21 protein-coding genes and 1 pseudogene are annotated in these 21,243 nt (G+C 70.3%); 17 read left to right on the top strand and 5 right to left on the bottom strand.

The window, feature by feature from the left end; genetic code table 11:
- Positions 1-10: 10 nt before the first annotated feature.
- Entirely contained in the window at positions 11-925 is a 915-nt protein-coding gene (locus tag BSB02_RS16470) for an SDR family oxidoreductase (protein WP_084959818.1), read from the top strand.
- Positions 925-1,557, top strand: a complete 633-nt coding sequence (locus BSB02_RS16465; RefSeq protein WP_084959816.1) for a TetR/AcrR family transcriptional regulator — start codon at positions 925-927, stop codon at positions 1,555-1,557. The genes BSB02_RS16470 and BSB02_RS16465 overlap by 1 nt, the downstream gene beginning before the upstream one ends.
- A 14-nt stretch (positions 1,558-1,571) precedes the next feature.
- Here the strand turns inward: BSB02_RS16465 and BSB02_RS16460 are convergent, their stop codons facing one another.
- Positions 1,572-2,342 (bottom strand): SAM-dependent methyltransferase, encoded by a 771-nt coding sequence (locus BSB02_RS16460; protein WP_240506464.1) that lies wholly within the window; start codon positions 2,340-2,342, stop codon positions 1,572-1,574.
- 125 nt (positions 2,343-2,467) lie between these two features.
- Entirely contained in the window at positions 2,468-2,911 is a 444-nt protein-coding gene (locus BSB02_RS16455) for a winged helix-turn-helix transcriptional regulator (protein WP_084959814.1), read from the bottom strand.
- A 121-nt stretch (positions 2,912-3,032) separates the two neighbouring features.
- Here BSB02_RS16455 and BSB02_RS16450 point away from each other — a divergent pair, with 121 nt between their 5' ends.
- A complete protein-coding gene (locus BSB02_RS16450; RefSeq protein WP_143590761.1) occupies positions 3,033-3,950 on the top strand; it encodes an NADP-dependent oxidoreductase in 918 nt (305 codons plus the stop codon).
- Positions 3,951-4,007: 57 nt separating this feature from the next.
- Positions 4,008-5,111 carry an SGNH/GDSL hydrolase family protein gene (locus BSB02_RS16445; RefSeq protein ID WP_084959810.1) on the top strand — a complete coding sequence of 368 codons (1,104 nt, stop codon included), beginning with the start codon at positions 4,008-4,010 and terminating at the stop codon, positions 5,109-5,111.
- 59 nt (positions 5,112-5,170) lie between these two features.
- Here BSB02_RS16445 and BSB02_RS16440 read toward each other — a convergent pair whose 3' ends face one another.
- Positions 5,171-5,737, bottom strand: coding sequence for a TetR/AcrR family transcriptional regulator (locus tag BSB02_RS16440; protein ID WP_084959808.1), 567 nt, complete (start codon positions 5,735-5,737; stop codon positions 5,171-5,173).
- 80 nt (positions 5,738-5,817) lie between these two features.
- Here BSB02_RS16440 and BSB02_RS16435 point away from each other — a divergent pair, with 80 nt between their 5' ends.
- Together BSB02_RS16435 and BSB02_RS16430 are read left to right on the top strand one after the other, a co-directional pair.
- A complete protein-coding gene (locus tag BSB02_RS16435; RefSeq protein WP_084959806.1) occupies positions 5,818-6,558 on the top strand; it encodes an SDR family NAD(P)-dependent oxidoreductase in 741 nt (246 codons plus the stop codon).
- Positions 6,559-6,560: 2 nt separating this feature from the next.
- Positions 6,561-6,872 (top strand): DMT family transporter, encoded by a 312-nt coding sequence (locus BSB02_RS16430; protein ID WP_084959804.1) that lies wholly within the window; start codon positions 6,561-6,563, stop codon positions 6,870-6,872.
- Between the two features lie 220 nt (positions 6,873-7,092).
- Here BSB02_RS16430 and pdxR read toward each other — a convergent pair whose 3' ends face one another.
- Positions 7,093-8,493 carry a MocR-like pyridoxine biosynthesis transcription factor PdxR gene (gene pdxR, locus BSB02_RS16425; protein ID WP_084959802.1) on the bottom strand — a complete coding sequence of 467 codons (1,401 nt, stop codon included), beginning with the start codon at positions 8,491-8,493 and terminating at the stop codon, positions 7,093-7,095.
- 140 nt (positions 8,494-8,633) lie between these two features.
- Between pdxR and BSB02_RS16420 the strand changes: the two genes are divergently transcribed.
- Positions 8,634-9,386, top strand: a complete 753-nt coding sequence (locus BSB02_RS16420; protein ID WP_240506463.1) for a metallophosphoesterase — start codon at positions 8,634-8,636, stop codon at positions 9,384-9,386.
- Between the two features lie 199 nt (positions 9,387-9,585).
- Here the strand turns inward: BSB02_RS16420 and BSB02_RS39670 are convergent, their stop codons facing one another.
- Positions 9,586-11,106 (bottom strand): PucR family transcriptional regulator, encoded by a 1,521-nt coding sequence (locus BSB02_RS39670; RefSeq protein ID WP_158088649.1) that lies wholly within the window; start codon positions 11,104-11,106, stop codon positions 9,586-9,588.
- A 113-nt stretch (positions 11,107-11,219) separates the two neighbouring features.
- On the opposite strand from BSB02_RS39670, the gene BSB02_RS16400 reads away from it, so the two are divergent.
- From BSB02_RS16400 to BSB02_RS16355, 10 genes and pseudogenes are all read left to right on the top strand, one after another.
- Positions 11,220-12,125: a polysaccharide deacetylase family protein gene (locus tag BSB02_RS16400; RefSeq protein ID WP_084959845.1), complete on the top strand. Its 906-nt coding sequence runs from the start codon at positions 11,220-11,222 to the stop codon at positions 12,123-12,125.
- Positions 12,126-12,168: 43 nt separating this feature from the next.
- Positions 12,169-13,086, top strand: a complete 918-nt coding sequence (locus BSB02_RS16395; protein ID WP_084959795.1) for an NAD-dependent epimerase/dehydratase family protein — start codon at positions 12,169-12,171, stop codon at positions 13,084-13,086.
- Positions 13,083-13,997 carry a polysaccharide deacetylase family protein gene (locus BSB02_RS16390; RefSeq protein WP_084959793.1) on the top strand — a complete coding sequence of 305 codons (915 nt, stop codon included), beginning with the start codon at positions 13,083-13,085 and terminating at the stop codon, positions 13,995-13,997. The genes BSB02_RS16395 and BSB02_RS16390 overlap by 4 nt, the downstream gene beginning before the upstream one ends.
- A 1-nt stretch (position 13,998) precedes the next feature.
- Entirely contained in the window at positions 13,999-14,799 is an 801-nt protein-coding gene (locus BSB02_RS16385; protein WP_206184732.1) for an SDR family NAD(P)-dependent oxidoreductase, read from the top strand.
- Between the two features lie 47 nt (positions 14,800-14,846).
- Positions 14,847-16,277: an APC family permease gene (locus BSB02_RS16380; RefSeq protein ID WP_084959791.1), complete on the top strand. Its 1,431-nt coding sequence runs from the start codon at positions 14,847-14,849 to the stop codon at positions 16,275-16,277.
- 34 nt (positions 16,278-16,311) lie between these two features.
- Positions 16,312-17,166 (top strand): hydroxypyruvate isomerase family protein, encoded by an 855-nt coding sequence (locus BSB02_RS16375; protein WP_084959789.1) that lies wholly within the window; start codon positions 16,312-16,314, stop codon positions 17,164-17,166.
- 43 nt (positions 17,167-17,209) lie between these two features.
- Positions 17,210-18,106, top strand: coding sequence for a 2-hydroxy-3-oxopropionate reductase (locus BSB02_RS16370; protein ID WP_084959787.1), 897 nt, complete (start codon positions 17,210-17,212; stop codon positions 18,104-18,106).
- 4 nt (positions 18,107-18,110) lie between these two features.
- On the top strand, positions 18,111-19,886 hold the full coding sequence (gene gcl, locus BSB02_RS16365; RefSeq protein ID WP_084959785.1) for a glyoxylate carboligase: 1,776 nt from the start codon (positions 18,111-18,113) through the stop codon (positions 19,884-19,886).
- 119 nt (positions 19,887-20,005) lie between these two features.
- Positions 20,006-20,881 carry a universal stress protein gene (locus BSB02_RS16360; RefSeq protein WP_084959783.1) on the top strand — a complete coding sequence of 292 codons (876 nt, stop codon included), beginning with the start codon at positions 20,006-20,008 and terminating at the stop codon, positions 20,879-20,881.
- Between the two features lie 113 nt (positions 20,882-20,994).
- A pseudogene (locus BSB02_RS16355) lies at positions 20,995-21,243 on the top strand (hypothetical protein); the annotation flags it as partial.

Below are 21,243 nucleotides of genomic sequence, written 5' to 3'. Positions count from 1 at the left end.
TGATGGGGGCATGCTCAGCGAACAACGTCCCCTCGCCGGCAAGGTCGCCCTCGTCGCCGGCGCCACCCGCGGCTGCGGCCGCGCCACCGCCATCGAGCTCGGAGCGCTCGGCGCCACCGTCTACGGCACCGGCCGCTCCACGCGGTCCGGACGCTCTCCCATGAATCGCCCCGAGACGATCGAGGACACGGCCGAGCTCGTCACGGCCGCCGGCGGCGAAGGCATCGCCGTCCGCTGCGACCACACCGACGCCGGCGACGTCGCCAAGCTCGTGGATCGCATCCGCGACGACCACGGGCGGCTGGACATCCTGGTCAATGACATATGGGGCGGAGACCCGTTCCTGCAGTGGGACAAGCCGGTGTGGGAGCACCCGCTCGACGTGACGCTCGGCGTCCTGCGCAACGGGATCGAGACGCACCTGATCACGAGCCACCTCGCGATCCCCCTCATGCTGGAGGGGACGGGTGGCCTGGTGATCGAGGTGGGTGACGGCAAGGGCGATGTGCCCTACCGCGCGAACATGTCCTACGACCTCGTCAAGGCGGCGGTCGTCCGGATGGGCCTGGGCCTGGCGCACGAGCTCAAGCCGTACGGCGTGACGGCCCTGACCGTCACGCCCGGCTGGCTGCGGTCGGAGTCGATGCTCGACTACTTCGGCGTCACCGAGGACACATGGCGCGAGCGGGCCCAGAGCGTCCCGTACTTCGAGCACTCCGAGACGCCGCACCTGCTCGCCCGCGGGATCGCCGCGCTGGCGGCCGACCCCGGCCGGGATCGGTTCAGCGGCAGGTGCCTGGGATCGTGGGAGCTCATGCGCGAGTACGACCTTCAGGACGCCGACGGCACCCGGCCCGACTGGGGCGCCGTCGATCTCGAGGCCCGCCGGTGGACCCTGACCAGCGGCATGCCCGCCCCCATGTGATGCCGCGCCCACGGACCGTCAGTGACGAGGCGATCCTCGACGCCGTCCGCGACCTCGCCCACCGCATCGGCCCGGCGCGCTTGACCTTCGCCGCGGTCGCCGCGGAGGTGGGGCTGTCGGCCGCGACGCTCGTCCAGCGCTTCGGGACCAAGCGCGACCTCCTGCTCGCGGCCGACAAGCGGAGCGTCGACCTCTGGGTCGACGCCCTGGACCGCTCGACGGCCACCTCGCCGCTCGCGCGTATCGTCGAGGGCCTCGTCCATGCCGTCGGCAGCGTCGCCACGCCGGAGCTGATGGCCAATTCGGTCGCGATGCTCCAGCTCGACCTCGCCGATCCCGACTTCCACGCCGAGACGCTCCGCGGAGCACGAGAGGTCCGCGCCCGCGTCGAGCGTGACCTGAGCGCCGCGCTCGATGTGGGCGAGCTGCGCGCCGGCACCGACGTGGCGACGCTCGCGACGCTCGTCGAGACCACGTACCACGGCGCCATGATCGGCTGGGCGATCCACCGCGAGGGCACGCTCGCCGACTGGATGCGTGAGCAGGTCGAGGCCGTGCTCGCACCGCACCGGCCCGCCGGTTGGCGACACCCAGGTCGATCGGGAGACGACGTCGGCGGCGACCGGAAGTGACGCATGGGCGCCGCCTATGGCTTGCGGCCCACCCCGCCCACGATCACCCATGGCAGAGCCGGCAGGTCGGCCTGCGGTGCCCGCCAGCTCCGCACGTCGGTGAGGCCGGGCTCGACCAGCTCGAAGTCGCCGAAGAAGGCGGCGATGTCCGAGCGCTTGCGCGGCGTCAGCGGGCTGCCCGCCAGCCGGAACCCCTGCTTGGCCGTCGCCATGACATGCTCGGGGGACTCGTCGGCCGTGTGCGAGATGAGCAGGTGGCTGCCCGGCGCCAGTGCCCGCCGGTACTCGGCCAGGATCGCTCCCGGGTCCTCCTCGTCGGACACGAAGTGCAGGATCGCGGCCATGAGCACCGCCACCGGCTGCTCGAAGTCGAGCAGCCCACGGGTGATCGGGTTGTCGAGCACGTCGCGCGGCCTGCGCAGGTCCGCCTCCACCACCTTGACGTCGTCATCGGTGGCCAGCAGTGCCCTGGCGTGGATCACCACCATGGGATCGTGGTCGACGTAGACGACCCGGACTCCGGGCGCGCAGGCCTGGGCCACCTCGTGCACGTTCTGCTGGGTGGGCAGCCCGGTGCCGATGTCGAGGAACTGGCGGATGCCGGCCTCTTCCACCAGATAGCGGACAGCGCGCCCGAGGAAGGCCCGGTTGTCGCGGGCGGTCTGCGACGCCTGCGGGTTCTGCGCCAGCATGGCCTCGGCGGCCTGGCGGTCGGCCTCGAAGTTGTCCTTGCCGCCCAGCATGTAGTCGTAGATGCGGGCTCCGTTGGGGATGCCGGTGTTCACTCCGGGTACGGCAGAGCGCCCATTTTCCTGCACAATTTCCCCTGATTCGTATTTGTGTATCTACGTAGGCAACTCTGCCAGACATCCGGCGCCAAGTGATCACCTGGTTGGCCGGCGGTGAGCGTTCAGGCCATGCGGGCGTCGTACTCCTCGCGATTGGCGAGCACCTCGTCCATGTGCGCCTCGGCCCACGCCTTGATGCCGTACATCACCTGGTGGAGCGAGCGCCCGAGGTCGGTCAGCTCGTACGTGACCGTGACCGGCACCGTCGGCGTCACGGTGCGGGTGATCAGCCCGTCGCGCTCAAGGGAGCGCAGCGTCTGGGTGAGCATCTTCTGGCTGACCCCGGCCAGCCTGCGGGACAGCTCGGAGTAGCGCATCGACCGCGGCTCACCGGCGCAGCCGCCTCCCGACGGGTGCGGGCCGTCGCTGCCGAGCGCGGCCAGGATCAGCGCGACCCACTTGTCGGAGATCCGGTCGAGCAACTGGCGGCTTGGGCAGTTCGCCAGGAAAGCGTCGTAGTCCACCTTCGCTTGTGCCCGTCTCTGGGCTGCCGTCCTCGTTGGCATCGACCGCTCCTTCCTACCAGGGAGCAACTTACGCACTTCGAAGTGCGTACTTCCCACTGGAGAGCTACCTGTCCATAGTGATGCATGTCTCCGTTGAACACAAGCAACGAGGAGCGAAACCGTGAGCATCCCTACTTTCCGCATGGCCGCCGTCCGCACCCCGAGCGGACCCGACTCGATTGAGATCGTCGACGTCCCCGTCGTCGAGCCCGGGCCCGGCGAGGTCCGGGTGAGGATCGCCGCCGCGCCGGTCAACCCCGTCGACCTCGCGGTCGCCCGCGGCCTCTTCCACGCCATGGGGCTGGTCAACCAGCCCGAGCGCACCGGCCTGGGCTGGGACTTCGCCGGGACCGTCGTCGCCGCCGGCCCAGGCGTGGACCTGGCGCCCGGCGCCCGGGTCGCCGGCCTCGTGGACGGCTTCGACCGCGACTTCGGCACCTACGCCGAACAGCTCGTCGTGCGCGCCTGCGACGTCGCCGTCGTTCCCGACGGGCTGGACCTGACCGCGGCGTCGACGGTGCCGCTCAACGGGCTGGCCGCCGCCCAGATCGTCGATCTCCTCGGTGACGCGCCGAGCGACGGCGACCGGCTGCTGGTGACCGGGGCGGCCGGCGCGGTCGGGGGGTACGTCGTCTCGCTCGCGCGGGATCGCGGCTGGCAGGTGACCGGTCTGGCCAGAGCCGAGGACGAGGAGTTCGTCCGCGGTCTCGGTGCGGAGTTCACCACGCACGCGGAGCCCGGCTGGGACGCGGTCGCCGACGGCGCGGCACTGCAGGAGCAGGGCCTCGCCCTGGTCCGCGACGGCGGGATCTTCGTCGGCGTCCAGCCGAGCGCCAAGCCGGCCGCGGAGCGGGGGATCACCGTGCAGGTCGTCGTCACACGTCCCGACGGTGCTCGGCTGGGCGGCCTGCTCGCCCGCGCCGCGGCCGGCGAGCTGCCGACCCGGGTGCACGCCGTCATGCCGCTGGACCGGGTCGCCGAGGCCCACCGGGCCATGGCCAAGGGCGGGGTGCGCGGCCGCTACGTGCTCAAGCCCTGACCGCCTCGCCGACTTCAGCATTCACCGACACGCCCTATAGCAACGAATGGAACGAGCATGATCTGGACAGCCGGCTTCCGCTCCGCGGTGATCAGTCCCTACGAGCGGATCCAGTTCACCGAACCGCGCGGCTTCGCCGACCAGACGGTGCGTCAGGTGCTCCACATGGCCGGCGGCGGAGAACGCCTCCGCGTACGCCTGACGAACCGTTACGGTCGCACCCCCTTGACCATCGCCGCCGCGAGGGCCGCCACCGAGCACGGGCAGGCCGCCCTCACCTTCGACGGCGCCGAAAGGCTCACCATCCCGCCGGGACGAGAGGCCGTGAGCGATCCGGTCGATCTGCCCGTCGCCCGCGGCGCCGACCTGGTCCTCAGCCTCTATCTCCCGGAGGAGACAGGGCCGGCCACCTATTCCCACAGGCCCATGGAGGTCGCTCACATAGCCCGCAGCAACCACGTCGCGTCTCCCGCGCTCCCTGACGCCGAGCAGGTTGAAGCCAGATTCTACGTCTCGGGCGTCGACGTGCTCGTCCCGGACGGCACCGCGATCGCCGTGGCGTTCGGCGACTCCTGGTTCGAAGGGGTCGGCTCCACGACCGGCGCGAACAACCGCTCCGTGGACTTCCTCAACCGGCGCCTCACGCGGGGATGGGTCGTGAACCAGGGCATCGCCGGAAACCGCCTGCTGCGGGACGAGGTCGGCGAGCACGCGCTGGCGCGCTTCGACCGCGACGTCCTCTCGGTTCCCGGCGTGACCCACGTCCTGGTGCACTTCGGCATCAACGACCTCGGCCTCCCCGGCATGTCCGGCGAGCCTCCGGTCACCTCCGACGCCCTCATCGAGGGCTTCAAGGCCCTGGCCCACCGCGCCCACGAGGCCGGCCTGAGGATTCTCGCCGCCACCATCGGCCCCTTCGCGGGCGCCGCCTACCCCGGGGTCAGCACCCCCGAGGGCCTCGCCGCCCGGCGCGAGGTGAACGACTGGATCCGCACCACCGACACGTTCGACGCCGTCTTCGACGTGGCCCAGGCCGTCGAGAACCCCGAAGACCCCGACTACATTCACCCCGCCCTGGACAGCGGCGACGGCATGCACCTCAACGACAAAGGCGCCCAGGCCATGGCCGACGCCGTGAACCTGGAAACCCTCGCCCTGTAGAAACCTCGTCCTCGCCGCCTTTGCGACGGGTCCGAACGGCCGGGCCGAACCCCGGGCGATCAGGGCGAAGGGGCGGCTTCCAGCAGTCCGCCCAGCAATCCGTCGATCCCGGCCTTGATCGTCCGAGCGTCGCGGCGGCGGTGCGAGATGAGGTTCGCCGCCAGGGGCGCGAGCAGCGCGTCGGCCGTGAAAGCGGCGTCGAGGTCGGGTCGCGCCTGGCCGATCAGCATGCTCAGGTGCCGGTGGTAGGCGTCGTAGGCGCCGCCGAAGCGCGCGTACGGCCCCGCGGTCTCGGCCGCGAGAAGCAGCTCCAGCTGGGCGAGCGTGCGATCGACCAGCGCGTGGAGGAATGCGCGGACGCGGTCGGCGGGCGGGGCACCGGGGCCCAGGGGAGGCGGGCCCGAGATGAACGCCTCCTGGAAGTCGCGCTCCCGGGCGTCGATCAGCGCGTGCACCAGGCCGGAACGGTCGCCGAAGCGGCGGTAGAGGGTGCCGACGCCGACGCCGGAGGCCGCGGCGACGTCGGCCATCGTCAGCCCGTCGACGCCGCGCGTGGCCACGATGGCGCCCGCCGCGGCGAGGATCTTCGCCCGGTTCCTGACGGCGTCGGCCCGCTCCCGAGTCACGCGGCCAGCCTAGTGGCGTAGACAAGCGGAATGCGTTCCGGGTAACTTTATCCGGAACGCATTCCGCCTGAGGGGGATCCATGGGACAGCTGGACGGCAAGGCCGCTCTGGTCACCGGCGGCAGCCGCGGCATCGGCGCCGCGATCGCGAGGGGCCTGGCGCGCGAGGGCGCCAACGTCGCGATCACCTACGCCCGGGCCGAGGATCGCGCCAAGGCCGTGGCCGGCGAACTGACCGCCATGGGAGTCCGGGCGCTTGCCGTACCCGCCGAGGCCGGCGACGTGGACGCGCTGCGGGAGGCGGTACGGCAGGCCGCGACCGCCTTCGGCGGGCTGGACATCCTGGTGAACAACGCGGGCGTCGCGCCCTACGGCCCCTTCGAGGACGTCACGGTCGAGGAACTCGACCGCACCATGGCGATCCACGCGCGTGCGGCCTTCGTGCTGTCCCAGGCGGCAGTGTCTGTCATGCGGCCCGGTGGGCGGATCGTCAGCATCGGTAGCAGCTTGGTCGAACGCGTGCCGTACCCCGGCTGGACGCTGTATGCGATGAGCAAGGCGGCGCTGGTCGGGCTGACCAAGGGGCTCGCCAGAGACCTCGGCCCGCGCGGCATCACGGTCAACCTGGTGCATCCGGGGTCCACGGACACCGAGATGAACCCGGCGGACGGGCCGGACGCCGAGGAAGAGCGCCGCTACACCGCGCTCGGCAGGTACTGCGCTCCGGAGGACATCGCCGCGACCGTGGTCCACCTCGCAGGCGAGGGCGGTCGCAACATCACCGGCGCCTCACTGGTCGTCGACGCCGGCGCGGTGGCGTAGCGATGGCCTGGCTGCTGCTCCTCTCGGCGGCGCTCCTGGAGATCGTCTGGGCTCTGGCTCTGGAGCGATCGGCCGGCTTTACCCGGCCCTGGCCGGCGATCCTCGGCGTGTCCGCGGCGACCGCCAGCTTCGCCCTGCTGGCGCTGGCGCTCCGGGACCTGCCGGTGGGTACGGCGTATGCCGTATGGGTCGGGCTGGGCGCGGTCGGCGTCGCCTTGGCGGGCATTCTTGTGCTGGGGGAGAGCGCGACGCCGATGCGGCTCGCGTGCCTGGCGTTCATCGTTCTCGGCGTCGTCGGGCTTAGGCTCACGTGAGCGATACCTTCAGCGGGACACGATCTCGGCGCGTCTCCGCCTTGTGCGGACACTTCTGAGTGCGCTTCCCCGCGGAGCGTGGAGACCGGACCGGAAAGGTTTGGCCACGGTCGGGGACTTGTTCTCTGGACGGTTGCTCGGCAATGCCATGTCCGAGCAGCATGATACGGCCCCGGCCGGCGCCCTCCCGCGGCAGTGACTGCTACGAGGAAATGGAGCATCAGGCCGGCGCCGACTTCAGGATGGCGAACAAGGCGTGGAGGGCGGCCGGGTAGGCGCGGTCCGACGGGGCGGCGAAGCCGATGAGGAGGCCTTGGGGGGAGTCGGCGGGGTCGTGGTGGAGTTCGGTGAGGCCGCGGATCGCGACGCCGTGCCGGGCGCAGCGGTCCAGGATCTCGTGCTCGGCGGGGCCGGTGTCGGGGAGGGTGACCAGGATCTGCAGGCCTGCGGGGACGCCGCGGGCGGTGAGGCCGGGAACGGTGGCGATGCGGTCGAGCAGGAGCCGATGGCGACGGCGGTAGCGTGCCCGGGCGGCGCGGACGTGGCGGTCGTAGGCATAGGTCGTGAGCAGGTCGGCCAGGACCAGCTGGTGAAGGGTCTCGGTGTACTGGTCGGCCTCGTGCTTGGCACGTACGGCCTCCTCCACCAGGTGGGGCGGCAGGACCATCCAGGCCAGGCGCAAAGCCGGGGCCAGGGTTTTGGAGGCGGTGCCGCAGTAGACGACGTGGTCGGGGGCGAGTCCCTGGAGGGCGCCGACCGGTTGGCGGTCGTAGCGGAACTCGCCGTCGTAGTCGTCTTCGACGATCATGCCGCCGGTGGAGCGGGCCCAGCCGCATAGTGCCTGGCGGCGGCTCGGGTGAAGCGGTACGCCGGTCGGATAGTGGTGGGCGGGGGTGAGGAACGCCGCGCCGGCGTCGTGCGTCAGGAACTCGACCCGGGCGCCGTGGGAGTCCACCGGCAGAGGAAGGGCGGTGATCCCGGCGCGTTGGACGACCTGCCGGAAGCCATTGTGGCCGGGGTCCTCCATGGCTACGGCCGTGGCACCGCGCGCGGCCAGCACACCGGCGATCAGACTCATGCTCTGGTAGGAGCCGGAGGTGATCACGATCTGGTCGGCGGTCGCGGTCACGCCGCGGGCGCGAGCGAGGTAGCCGGCGAGCGCGTGCCGAAGCTCCATCCGGCCCTGCGGGTCCCCGGCGCCGAAGATCTCCGGTCGGGCGCCGGTGAGGACGCGGCGGGTCGAGGCGAGCCAGGCGCGGACGGGAAAGGCGCTGACGTCCGGGAGCCCCGGGCGAAGGTCGTGAGGGGGAGGAGGCGGTGGCGAGCCGGGCCGTACAGAGACCGGAGCACGCCCTGGCAACGCGGCCACCCTGGTGCCCGACCCCGGGCGCGTGGCCAGGAAGCCTTCCTCGACCAGCTGGTTGTAGGCGGCGGTGACGGTGCCCCGCGACAGGCCGAGTTCCTGAGCGAGGGCGCGCGTGGACGGCAGGAGCGTCCCGGCCGGAAGCCGTCCCTCCCCGATGGCCGCCCGCAGGGCGGACTCCAGGCCTGCCCGCCGCGCCGATGTCGGATCGACGTCGAGATGCAGGTCGCGCCCCGAACTGGACCAAAAAAGTGGCATGAAACCGGATCTTATCTCTGGTCCGGTCGCGACCTAGGCTCGGATCACGGCGACCCGGACACGCAGGCACGGCGAGCATGCCGGGGTGACGGACCTCTGTCCGCAGCCGCCGCCACATCGAAGGGACCACCGCGTTGATCGTGATCGCTCATCTCAGTGACACCCATGTCGACGGCGAGGCGCGCAGCATGGAGCGCACCGAGGCCGTCATGAAGTACCTCGACGATCTCCCCTATGACCTGGACGCCGTCGTGGTCACCGGCGACGTCGCCGACCACGCCCTGCCTACCGAGTACCAGAAGGCCCGCGCTCTCCTCTCCTCCCGGCACCCGGTCATGGTCTGCCCCGGCAACCACGACGACCGCGCGGCGTTCCGGCGATTCCTCCTCCACCAGCCGGAATCGACCGCGCCGATCAACCAGGCACGCCGGTTCGGCGACGCCGTCATCGCGCTGTGTGACTCCTCGGTGCCGGGCAAGGGCGAGGGCATGCTGGAGGAGGAGACTCTGACGTGGCTGGAGGACCTGCTGGACCAGACCCGTCGCTCGACGCCGGTCCTGGTCGGCTTCCACCACCCGCCGGCCCTGCTCCACGAACCCTTCATCGACGGCATCCGCCAGTTCGGAGCCGAACGGCTCGCCGCATTGGCGGACCGCCACCCCAACCTCAGGGCCTTCCTGTGCGGGCATGCCCATACGGCGGCGGCCACCACCTTCGCCGGACGGCCGCTGCTGGTGGCGCCGGGAGTCGTCTCCACGCTCCGTCTTCCCTGGGAACGCCGCGCGCACGCCGAAGACTACGTCCACCTCGATCAACCACCCGCGGTCGCCTTCCACATCCTCGATGACGGGGGCCGGCTGACCACGCACTACCGGAGCGTCATGACAGGCTGAAGATCCGGTTCGTCCACGCGGCCACTTCGTCCACGCGGCCACGCAGCTCAACGTCTCGAAAGGTTCGTGGGTCCAGACCGCTCCATAGCCCAAGCGCTCGGCCTCCTGGGCCACCCGCATGATCGCCTCCACCGAGGTATACGGGCCTGTGGCGTTGCCGGTGTTGCCGGTGTTGCCGCCCGGCCTCTCCCGTCTGACGTCACAACCGGGTATCGGGAACGGTCCCCTCCAGGAGCCGGAGCGCCTTCAACGCCATGGCCAGAGTCGGCCACTGTGTGGGGTCGTCGATGTCGACGGGAAGGAGCGCGCCGACACGGTTCAGCCGGTAGTAGAGCGACTGACGACGCATGTGGAGGCACTGCGCGGTGCGGGCCTTGGAGCCTCCGCAATCGAGGAACGCGGCCAGGGTCGCGACCAGTGCCGTGCCCCGCTGAGCGTCTTCGGCAAGGAGCGGCCCGAGTTGCTCGTCGACGAATCGTCGCAGCTCTGAACGGTCGCCATGGGCGTACAGCAACCGCTCGGCGGCCAGCTCCTGCGCTGAGGCGATGGCGTTGTCGTGGTGGAGCTGCTGCGCCAGCCGCAGCGTGAGCTGTGCCTGGCGCATGCTGTACGGCAGGTCCATGGCGTTGCGCGTGCCGGGGCCGATCGAGATGCAGGTCTCGGCGTGGGTTGATACGGCAGCCGTCAGTTTGGCGCGCGTATCGGAGCACAACTCTGCGGCGGTCGTCTCCTTCCCGCCGGCGATGACCGCGCAGGCGATGTCCTGCGACACGCCGACCACCCCCCGGCCGCAGGCACGCACGATCCCTTCCAGAAGGTTGACGGAGTTGGCGATCCTGGTGCGGTCGACGACCAGGCATGTATAGGGGTGGCCGGACAGCGGCAAGCCGCTGGCGCGCAGCCGGTCCTGCAGGACGTGCTCCTCGACATGCTGCCCTTCCAGCAGCTGCCCGACGAGGAGCTGCCGTAGTCGCAGCGAGCTGGCGGCGCCCGGCTGGTGCCGGACGAGGGCGAGCGCGAGCACGGCCGGTGCCCGTTCGAGAAGGGCTTCGAGGAGCAGTTCGGGAACGGCGGCCGTGCCGATGGTGAGATAGCCCCATGTCGTCGCCTCCACCATGATCGGGGCGGTGACCGTACCTGTGGATCGGTCCTCCGGCACAGGGCCGGCGGAGGCGACGAGGCGGTTGTAGCCGTCATGGAGCGTGATCCAGCTTCCCGCCAGGGTGCGAATCCGCTCGACGATCTCCGGGAGGGCGGCCCCTCGCGCAAGGGTCTCGGACAGGGTGCGCGAGATCTCGTCGGCATGGCGCAGTCTGGTGATGGAACGGTCGATGACCATGCTGTTGATGGCTTCGGCCACCTCGGTGAACCTGAGCACCGGTTGCAGGACCACCAGGGGGAGGTTGAACCGGCGTGCCTCGTCGGCCATGTCGTCGGGCACTTCGGTGAAGGGCCGGCCGATTTCGAACAGCAGCGCCGCGATTCCGCGTTGCGCGAGCTGCCGGACGTAGCGGCGGCGGCCCTTGCCGTCCACACCGACCAGGCCGACGCCGTTGGTCAGGAGCACCTCGTCGCCGCGGAGCAGGGGAGCGATCTCGTAGAGGTCGGCCGAGTGGACCCATCGCACCGGGCGATCGAGCCACCCTTCACCGCTCAGCAGTTGCGGGCTCGCCGCCTTGACCAGCGGATGATCGAGGACTTCAGCCAGCGTCACTGCCATAGGCACAGTGTCACACGCAGGCCGCGACTGCTTTGACAGTGTGTCCGTTGTCGCAGGTCCTTCTCGCTGCGCAGAGTGTCTTACATCACACGACCGACGAGGAGCGCCTCCAGATGAGCATCTCCGCAGAAGATCATGCTGCGGCCGGCGACGAGCGGAGCTGGCGAGGCGGTGCCGCGGCGATCGCTCTGCTGACATTCGCGGTGGACGCCGAGACACCGGTCCTGGCGGCCGGGCGGCGTTACGCGGAGCACGCGATGGCCATGTCGCACCAGGCATACGACCTGCGCAAAGGCCTGCCCCGCCTGCTGGGGATCCTGGACGAGTTCGGCATCAAGGCCACCTTCTTCGTGCCGGGGCTGGTCGCCGAACGGTGGCCTGAGCCTGTCACGCGGATCGCCGAGCGTGGACACGAGATCGCCCATCACAGTTACAGCCATCGCCCGTCGACAGGGCTGCGCCCTTCCGAGGAGCGCATGGAGTTCGAGCGCGGTCTGGAGGCGCTGGACCGTCTCGGCATCCGGCCCTCCGGCTACCGGTCTCCCATGTGGGCCGCCACGTGGCGATCCGCCGGGCTGGCGCGGGAGTTCGGGCTTTCCTACGACACCAGCTTGATGGACGACGACACGCCGTACGTCATCGAGACGGAGCACGGCCCGCTGGTGGAGTTGCCGGCGCACTGGTCATTGGACGACTGGGAGCAGTACGCCTACCTTCCCGAACCGCATCTCGGCTACGTCATCGAGCCGCCGGACAAGGCCTTGGCGCTGTGGACGGCGGAGCTGGACGGGATGCGCGAGTGGGGCGGTCTCTTCCAGCTCACCGCGCACTCGTTCCTGTCCGGACGACCTGGGCGCGCCCGCAACCTCCGCACGCTGATCGAGACGGTGCTGGATCGCGGTGACGTCGAGTTCCGCACGGGCGAGCAGTTGTGCTCCGCAGTCCTCGCCGACCGGACGCTGGACAGCCGCAAGCTCGAGCCCGTCCAGGCGGATCCCGAGATCTATCCGCACTGGTGACGAAGTCCATCGACGATCTGCGACCGATGAAAGGACAAGCAAGATGACCACTCTCGTCACAGGGGGGCGTGGCTTCATCGGGAGACACCTCGTGGACCTGCTGGTGGAGGAGGGCGAGCGTGTCGTCAGCTACAACCGGGACTTCACCGTCGACGACCGCCCGGGCGTGGTCGCTGTTCAGGGCGAGCTTTTCGACCTGCCCAGGCTCGTGCGGGCGTTGACGGAGAACTCGGTTGACCGCATCGTCCACACCGCCGGCATGAGCCACCCCGGTGTGTCCATCGATCTGCCCGTCACCACCTTCGCGGCCAATGTCGACGGCACGTTGGGCGTTTTCGAAGCCGCCCGGATGGCTCAGGTGCGACGGATCGTGAACTTCTCCTCCGAATGCGCCTACGGCAACCTGGACGAGGGCATGGTGGTCGGCGAGGACGCCAAGCCGGAGCCGACGACGCCCTACGGCGTCACGAAAGTGGCGGGGGAGCTGCTCGGCAAGGTCTATCGCGACCTGTACGGCGTCGAGGTCGTCTCCCTGCGGATCACCGAGGTGTACGGCCCGGGCCTGTGGATGCCCAGCGTGCTCGGCGACATGCTGCAGAGCGCGGTACGCGGCGTTCCCTTCCGCCTCGATCATGGCGGGGATCATCCCTTCCAGTTCGTCTTCGCCCGGGACGTCGCGGCGGCGGCACGCCTTGCTTCGGTGGCGCGGGCGCCCAGGCAGCACGTCTACAACATCACCGGCGGTTCGAGGGTGACCCTGGCGCAGGCCGCGGACCTCATCAAGGCTCTCATCCCGGAGGCGGACATCTGCCTGGGCGGCGGCCATCTGCCCCAGTGGGACCGGCAGGGCCCGTTCGACATCTCCTCCGCCGACAAGGACCTGGACTACCGGCCGCAGTGGTCGCTGGAGGACGGACTGCGCGCCACCGTCGCCTGGATGCGGACCAGGACGGCACCATGACGACGCAACCGACCGGAACACCCGGGACAGGCTGGCTGTCCGGCGCCGCGGCCGCGATGGTGCTGAGCTTCGACGTGGACGCGGAGTCCTGCGTGCTCGCCGAGGGCTCGCGGTATGTGACCCACATCGGCGCTCTGTCCCATCAAGCCTACGGTCCCCGTGTGGGGGTGCCCCGGATACTCGATCTGCTGGCCGAGTTCGGTGTGCGGGCCACCTTCTTCGTTCCCGGGCGCAGCGCCGAAGGGTGGCCGGACGTCGTCGAACGCATCGCCGCCGCCGGGCATGAGATCGCACATCATTCCTACGCCCACGAGAAGCTCGTGCTGATGTCGCGGGATGAGGAGCGACGTGACTTCGAGCGCGGCCTGCGGGCACTGGAACGGCTCGGCGTCCATCCGGTGGGCCACCGCAGCCCGCTGTCGTCCCCGAGCGTGCGCACGGCGGCGTTGCTGGCCGAGCACGGCTTCCGCTACCAGTCGACCCTCATGGACGACGACCGTCCCTACCTCATCGACACCCCGTCGGGGCGGATCGCGGAGCTCCCCCCGCACTGGCTGACCGACGACTTCCCCCAGTATGCATTCCTGCCCGATCCAAGGCTGGGCCAGGCGGTGGAATCCCCCCGCAGAGCGCTGGAGGTCTGGAGCCTGGAACTCGCGGCGATGCGCCGCTACGGCTGCCTGTTCGTGCTGTGCGCGCATCCGTTCCTGTCCGGCCGCCCGTCACGGGTGGAGGCGCTGCGCGAGCTGATCGGGACGGCGATCGACTACGGCGACGTCGCGATCCTCACCGCGGCCGAGGTCGCAGAGCGGGTCCACGCCGATCCCGCCGTGGATGTCCGGCCCGAGCCGATCGGCTACGCGGCTCGCGAGGAGAGCACCCACTGGGCACGAGAGACGGGGAGTGACTGACATGGCGCTGATGGACGGCCGGGTCGCGCTGGTTACCGGCGCCGCCTCCGGAATCGGTCTGGCCACCGCCGAGGTGCTGGCACGCGAAGGGGCGTCGGTGGCGCTGGTCTCGCTCCCCGGCGATGATCTGAACACGGCGGAGGTGCGCTGCGCGGCGCACGGCGGCCGTACCCTGGCCGTGGCAGCCGACGTCAGCGACTCGCAGGCCGTACGCTCGGCCTTCGAGCGGGTGGAGACGGAGCTCGGCCCGATCGACGCGGTGCACAACAACGCCGGCATCTCGATCGTGGCACCGCTCACCGAGACCACCGATGAGCTGTGGCAGCGGCAACTCGCGACCAACCTGTCCGGAGCGTTCCACGTCCTGCGCGAAGCGGCCCGCGTGATGAAGCCCCGCGGTCGCGGCGCGGTGGTCAACACGGCCTCGGAGCTGGCGCTCATGGGGCAAGCAGGCTACGTCGCCTATACCGCCACCAAGGGCGGCATCTTGGCCATGACCCGCAGCGCCGCAGCGGAGCTGGCGTCCTGGGGCATCCGGGTCAACGCGATCTGCCCTGGGACCACCCGGACACCCATGTTCCTGCGTGAGTTCGACGGCGCCGCGGACCCTGACGCCGAGCTCGCGGAGAACGAGGCGACGGTCGCGATGAAACGCATCGCCGACCCCGTGGAGATCGCCGAAGCGGTCGTCTTCCTGCTCTCCCACCGAGCCGGATACATCACCGGCACCCATCTGGTCGCCGACGGCGGCAGGACCACCTGCTTTCCGATCGGAAGCATCGGCACCGCGGCCGGCGCCTGATCCACCTGAACACGACATGCCCACGCGCCCATGAAGGAGCTCCCGCCATGCACGACCCGACAGCGGGAAAGTCATCCGAGTCCCGCCTCGAACAGCTCGGATACCAGCAGCAACTCGCACGGCGGCTGAAAGTCTGGGAAGTTGTCGGACTCGCCATGGCCGATGTCTCACCCACCATGGCCGTTCTCTTCCTGTCCGCAGGAGTCTTCCTGGTCGGCGGTACCTTCGCGATCGGCGCGAACCTGATCCTGTCGGTCGTCGTCCTGCTGATCGCCTTCTGCCTCGCCGAACTGGCGGCCATGTATCCACTCGCCGGGGGCATGTACTCGCTCGTCCGGCGCGTGCTCCCGGCGCCTTTCGCCTGGGTGACCACGTTCAACTACCTCATCCAGGGGATCGTCATCCCGGCCAGCATCGCGCTCGGCATGGTCGGGTTCCTCAAGGACCTGTTCCCGGGCCTGACGGCGCCGGCTCCCGTGGTGGCGGTGATCCTGCTCGCGGTCGCGGTCGGCATCGCGCTGACGAAGGTGGAGGTGGGCGCCTGGGCCACCGCCGTCATGGTGGTGGTGGAGGTCATCGTCCTCGGCGTCATCACGGCCGCGGCGCTGTCCCATCCCAGACAATCGCTCGCGGACGTCACGCTGCAACCCACCATGATCTCAGACGGGCAGCTCGCCGCCGTGGGCGTGGCGGTCATGCTGGCCACCCTCGCACCCGCCTTCAACGTCATCAACGGATACGACGCGGCGCTCGGCTTCGCCGAGGAGCTCAAAGGCGGGGAACGGGCCATCGCCCGAGCGGTGGTCATCTCCGCGATCCTGGCCTGTGTCCTGATCGTCGTGCCGCTTACCGCCGCCGTCATCGCCGCGCCCGACTTGCGGGAATTCTTCTCCGCGCCCGCGCCCGTGGTCTACTCGGTCGAGCAGTCGCTGGGCACCAGCGCGCGAGTGATCGTCGACATGGGTGCGGTGATCGCCCTGTTCAACGCGATGCTGTCGCTGCTGATGTACTTCGGGCGCGTCGCCTACACCACCGGACGTGACAGGATCTGGCCCAGGCAGGTCAACGACTCGCTGTCCCGCCTCAACCGGTTCCGCTCACCGGCCGCGGGCGTGGTGCTGCTCGCCGTGCCGGCCGCGGTGCTCGTCTTCACCTCCGCCCTGGACTTCCTCATCATCTTCGCCGGAGCGGTGATCGCGGCGGTCTACCTGTGCATCGGCCTGGCCGCGTTGTGGAGCCGGATCAGCCAGCGAGGGGAGCCGCGGCCGTACCGGATGCCGCTGTGGCCACTGCCGCCCATCGTGGTGATCGCCTTCACCGGACTCGCCCTGGTCATGCAGGAGGCCAGGTACCTCCTGGCGGAGGCGGCGCTGATCGTGATCGCGCTGGCCTGCTGGCTCGGCTCCCGACATTGGAGCCGTACCACTGCCCCCGTGCCCTCGGCGGCCCCGCTCGGCATCGACACGCCGCACACCTGACGGTGCGCCTACCCACCGACACAGGGGAGGACCAATGGAGCACCCGCTGCCCTATGCGGTGAACTGCTCGATCCTGTTCGCCGAGTTGCCGCTCCTGGCGCGGCCCGCCGCCGCGAGGGCCGCAGGGTTCGACGCGGTCGAATTCTGGTGGCCTTTCGAGACCGCGGTGCCTGCCGACTCCGACGTGGACCGCTTCATCCGGGCGATACGTGACGCCGGAGTCGAGCTGTCGGGGCTGAACTTCGCCGCCGGCGACATGCCCGGCGGCGACCGCGGCCTGGTCTCGTTGCCGGACCGGCAGCGCGAGTTCCGCTACAGCGTGGCGATCGCCACCGAGATCGGCGCCCAACTGGACGTCCCGCTCTACAACGCGCTGTACGGTAACCGGCTTCCCGGCACCGATCCCGCGGAACAGGACGATGTGGCGATGGAGAACCTGGCCCTCGCGGCCCAGACTGTCGCCGGCATCGGCGCGACCGTCCTCGTCGAGCCGCTCAGCGGCGCGCCCCGCTACCCGCTCACGACCGCAGCGGACGCCATCACGGTCCTTGACAAAGTGCGGACCTCGACGGGCGTGGGCAACCTCGGCCTGCTCGCCGACTTCTACCATCTGACCGCCAACGGCGAACGCGCGGACGAGGTCATCGCCACATACGGCGACCGCATCGGCCACGTCCAGATCGCCGACTGCCCAGGCCGGAACGAGCCCGGCACCGGAGCGATCGACTTCGATCGGCTCTTCCACGCTCTGGTGACCGCAGGCTACCGGGGCCGGATCGGCCTGGAATACAAACCTCTCACCGACACCGCGCGAGCCTTCGACTGGCTGCCACGGGAGTGGCGCGCTCGGGGCAATCCGCTCCATACCTCACACGACACCCTGCACTGACCCCGCGGCCCAGGCGTGGGCCTTCCGGCATACGAGGAATCCCATGACCACCATCGCCTTCATCGGCCTGGGCATCATGGGCGGCCCCATGGCCGCCAACCTGGTGCGGGCCGGCTACGACGTCATCGGCTACAACCGCTCCCGGCCCGCCGTCGACACCCTCATCGAGCGCGGCGGGCGAGGCGCCGCCGGAGTGACCGAGGCGGTGACCGAGGCGGACGTCATCATCACCATGCTCCCGGACGGCCCTGACGTCGAGGCCGTCGCGCTGGGCGAGCACGGGATCTACGCCGCATCCCAGCCCGGCACCCTGCACATCGACTGCTCGACGATCATGCCCGACACGGCCGAACGCCTTGCGCGTGCCGCCGTTTCGGCCGGCCGGCGAGCGCTGGACGCCCCCGTGAGCGGTGGCGAGAGGGGAGCCGTCGAGGCGGCGCTGTCGATCATGGTCGGCGGAGAGGCCGCCGACGTCCAGGAAGCGAGGCCGATCTTGGAGCAGCTCGGCAAGACCGTCGTCCACGTCGGCCCGAACGGCGCGGGCCAAACGGTCAAGGCCGCCAACCAGCTCCTCGTGGCCGGGATCATCGAACTCGTCGCCGAGGCGCTGGTGTTCTTGGAGGCATGCGCCGTCGACACCCATGCCGCCGTGGAGGTGCTCGCCGGCGGGCTCGCCGGCAACGCGGTTCTCGACCACAAAGCCGCGGCCATGCTCGCCCGCGACTTCAAGCCCGGCTTCCGGATCGACCTGCACCACAAGGACATGGGCATCGTGCGCGCCGCCGCCCGGAAGGCAGGCGTCGCCATCCCGCTCGGAACGCTCGCCGGCGAGCTGATCGCCTCGCTCCGGGCACAGGGGCACGGCGACCTCGACCATGGCGCCCTGCTGCTGCTGGTGGAGCAGCTCTCCGGCAGGGCCACGACGAACCAGGAGAGGTGAGCGCATGCCTCGGATGCGAGCAGTGGACGCGGCCGTGGCCATCCTTCGCCGCGAGGGGATCACACAGGCGTTCGGCGTGCCGGGCGCGGCCATCAATCCGTTCTATTCGGCGATGCGCGACGATGGTGGCATCGCTCACGTGCTGGCCCGGCACGTGGAGGGAGCCTCCCACATGGCCGAGGGATACACGCGGGCGGCTCCCGGGAACATCGGCGTCTGCGTCGGCACCAGCGGCCCGGCGGGCACCGACATGATCACAGGGTTGTATTCCGCCTGGGCCGATTCGATCCCGATCCTGTGCATCACCGGTCAGGCCCCGGTCTCACGGCTGCACAAGGAGGATTTCCAAGCCGTCGACATCAGCTCGATCGCCGCTCCGGTCGCCAAGATGGCGACGACGGTGCTCGAGCCGGCGCAGGTGCCCGGAGTCTTCCAGCAGGCGTTCCACCTGATGCGCTCGGGCAGGCCCGGCCCGGTCCTCGTCGACCTGCCCTTCGACGTGCAGATGGGCGAGATCGAATTCGACATCGACACGTACGGGCCGCTGCCGGTCTACAAGCCGGCCGCGACCCGGGCGCAGGCCGAGAAGGCGCTGGCGATGCTCATGGCGGCTCGGCGCCCCGTCATCGTGGCGGGCGGCGGCATCGTGAACGCCGATGCCGCGGACCTGCTGGTGGAGTTCGCCGAGCTGCTCGGCGTGCCGGTCATCCCGACGCTGATGGGCTGGGGGACCATACCGGACGACCATCGGCTGATGGCCGGCATGGCGGGCCTGCAGACCTCGCACCGGTACGGCAACGCCACACTGCTGGCTGCCGACTTCGTCCTGGGCATCGGCAACCGGTGGGCCAACCGCCACACCGGCGGTCTGGACACCTACCGCAAGGGCCGCACGTTCGTGCACGTGGACATCGAACCCACCCAGATCGGCCGGGTGTTCCCCCCGGACTTCGGGATCGTCTCGGACGCCAAGGCCGCGTTGGAGAAGTTCATCGAGGTGGCGCGCGAGCACCGCGAATCCGGCGCGCTACCGGACTACACGGACTGGGTGGAGGAGTGCGTCGCCCGCAAACGGACCCTGCACCGGCGCACGGACTTCGACGACGTCCCCATCAAACCGCAGCGGGTCTACCAGGAGATGAACCGCTCCTTCGGCCGCGAGGTGCGTTACGTGAGCGCGATCGGGCTCTCACAGATCGCCGCCGCTCAGTTCCTGCACGTCTACCGGCCGCGAGCGTGGATCAACTGCGGTCAGGCCGGACCGCTGGGCTGGACCGCCCCTGCGGCGCTCGGCGTCGTCGCCGCCGACCCCGACGCCACGGTCGTGGCGGTGTCCGGTGACTACGACTTCCAGTTCCTGATCGAGGAACTCGCCGTCGGAGCGCAGTTCAGCCTGCCGTACATCCATGTCGTCCTGAACAACTCCTACCTGGGGCTGATCCGGCAAGCACAGCGCGTCTTCGACATGGATTACTGCGTCCAGCTCGCGTTCGACAACGTGAACACGCCTGAGCTGGGAGGGTACGGCGTGGACCACGTCAAGGTGGCCGAGGGTCTCGGCTGCAAGGCGATCCGGGTCCATGAGCCGGAACTCCTCGCTCCGGCGTTCGCCGAGGCCGTCAAACTCATGACCGAGTACCGCGTGCCGGTTGTCGTCGAAGTGATCCTCGAACGGGTGACGAACATTTCGATGGGCACCGAGCTTGACAAGATCACCGAGTTCGAGGATCTGGACGATCGGCCCGCGGACACACCTACCGCCGTCGGCCTGCGCGACTAGCTGGTGGGCGCCGTGTTCGCGACGGCGGCGCTGCGATGCGACCTGTCGGGCCGTTGGTCCCGTGCATCGGGGCCGTTGGACCGCGGTGATCACACCGTCTCCCGGGATTCCATGGCCGCATGAACGGACACATCACCGTCGGCGTGGACGGCTCGCCCGCCGCAAGCAACGCGGTGCGCTGGGCGGCCGACGAGGCGGTGCGCAGGGATCTGCCGCTGCGGATCGTGCACGTGGCCGGCGTCTACGCCTACGACATCCCGCTGCGCCAGGCCCTGGCCGTCTACGAGTCGCTGGAGGACTACAGCGCCTCGGTGCTGCGCGAGGCCGAGGCGCTGGCTCGCAGGCGGCAGCCGTACCTGCCGACCGGCACCGTGCTGCGCACGGGCGTCGTCGCCGAGGTGCTGCGCGCGGAGGCCGCTGAGGCGGTGGCGCTGGTGCTCGGGAGCAGGGGTTATGGGCGGTTCTCCCGGGGGCGGATCGGCTCGGTCAGCGCCGCGCTCGCGGCCAACGCCGGCTGCCCGGTGGTGGTCGTCCACGATCTGCCGGTCCGGGAGCGGGGCGAGATCGCGGTGGGGTTCGACGAGCATGCCGCGGCGGCGTTGCGGTTCGCGTTCGCCGAGGCCGACCGGCGTGGCGCGCGGCTGCGGGCGGTGCACGCCTGGCAGCCGCCGGCGATCTCGCCGTTCGTCCTCGGCGCCGATCCGATCTTCGATGAGCTGTTCGAGGCGGCGCGGCACCGCGCGGTGCTGGTGCTGCAGCGCTGGCGGGACCGGCATCCGCGGGTGCGGGTGATCGAGCAGGTCGTGCCGGGTGGCGCGGTGGAGGCGATCTGCCGGGCCTCGGCCGCGGCCGACCTGGTCGTGGTCGGCTCCCGCGGACGCGGACCGCTGAGCTCGGCCCTGCTGGGATCGGTCAGCCGCGGCGTCCTGCACGGATCGCGCTGCCCGGTCGCGGTGGTACGGCCCATGGCGGCCGCGATCGGAAGCGCGGCATGAGCGTCGTCGTCCCGCCTGCGCGCCTCACCGAGGAGGCCCCGATCGANCTCCGGCACTACGGGCCAAGGCGCGGAAACGGTGGGATGGAAGGCAGACAGACAAGGAGACCACCGATGACCGCCATCCACGCAAAGCCCGTCACCGCCCCCGTCCCCCACACCACGACGACGCGCCCGGTGGACTACGTGTGGGCCATCGCCCGCATCGCGCTCGGCTGGATCTTCCTGTGGGCGTTCCTGGACAAGGCCTTCGGCCTCGGCTTCGCCACCCCCGCCGCCAAGGCGTGGATCAACGGCGGCAGCCCCACCACCGGCTTCCTCAAGGGCACCGGCGAGAACGCCCTCGGCGGCTTCTTCACCGGC

The organism is Thermoactinospora rubra, from assembly GCF_002093975.1.
Classification (GTDB): Bacteria; Actinomycetota; Actinomycetes; order Streptosporangiales; family Streptosporangiaceae; genus Nonomuraea; species Nonomuraea rubra_A.
Note: the sequence above shows the minus strand (reverse complement) of the source record. Positions and strands in the feature narration are given on the sequence as shown.